This window comes from Vibrio sp. YT-17, assembly GCF_033337375.1.
GTDB lineage: Bacteria > Pseudomonadota > Gammaproteobacteria > Enterobacterales > Vibrionaceae > Vibrio > Vibrio alginolyticus.
On the sequence record NZ_JAWOQP010000226.1, the window covers coordinates 1 to 1006 of the forward strand.

The following is a 1006-nucleotide window of genomic DNA, read 5'->3' on the forward strand; positions in this document are numbered from 1 at the left end:
GAAAACATGTCCGATTTCGAACGTCGTAATCTGAAAGCGGCATTCCAAATTCTAAGCAATGCGCAGAACTTCATTAAGTTCCGCTACCAAAGAAGCAGTAAATGATGTGGTTGGCAAAAAGTAAGGCGAGTACACCGCTGCTCGATACTTCGCAAACGCCGGAGTGGTCAGTATTGTTTGAGCAGTTGGCAGAGCAAGCGCAAGATCAACGGTTGAAGCGATACTATTCGACTCCTATGGTGAATGGGGATACGCCATTAAAAGAGGTGCCGTTTGTCTCGGTAGATTTTGAAACGACGGGCTTAAATGCAGAAGACGATGCCATTCTTACCATTGGTCTTGTGCCGTTTACGATTGACCGAGTGCAGTGCAGTGGTTCAGCGCATTGGATTGTAAATCCGAACCGAGAGCTTAATGAGGAGTCTGTCGTTATTCATGGCATTACGGATTCTGAAGTGAAAAACGCGCCCCAATTAACGCAAATACTAGGTGAGATTTTGGATGCACTCGCTGGCAAGATGGTGCTGGTGCACTACAAGAATATCGAGCGGCAGTTTTTTTATAATGCGCTTTTAAACACCATTGGCGAAGGGATTCAATTTCCTGTCGTCGATACGTTGGATATCGAGTATGCACTTCAACGCCGAGAATGCTCAGGCATCTGGAACAAGTTAAAAGGTAAGAAGCCAGGGTCAGTGAGGTTGGGGCATGCTCGGGAACGATATGGTCTGCCTACTTATCAACCGCATCACGCTTTAACGGATGCATTGGCGACGGCAGAGTTGTTTCAAGCTCAGTTGCAATATCACTTTAACCGAGACATGCCAATTTCTGCTATTTGGCAATAAAGGTTATTTACCTTAAACACAAAAACATCAAATGATCGATGGAGGTGTTTCCTTTTAAGATGCTAATGAGAGCTACTACTTTAAGAAAATACATATACTTAAACTTGTGCTTGGTGATGTGAACTAATCATCACTCAAACTCCTACAAAGTATTTAAA

General features: G+C 43.7%; 1 protein-coding gene. It reads left to right on the top strand.

The annotated features are described in order from the left end of the window. Positions 1 to 101 precede the first annotated feature (101 nt). Positions 102 to 848, top strand: coding sequence for a 3'-5' exonuclease (locus tag R7F67_RS25110; protein WP_318057571.1), 747 nt, complete (start codon positions 102 to 104; stop codon positions 846 to 848). Positions 849 to 1006: the final 158 nt, after the last annotated feature.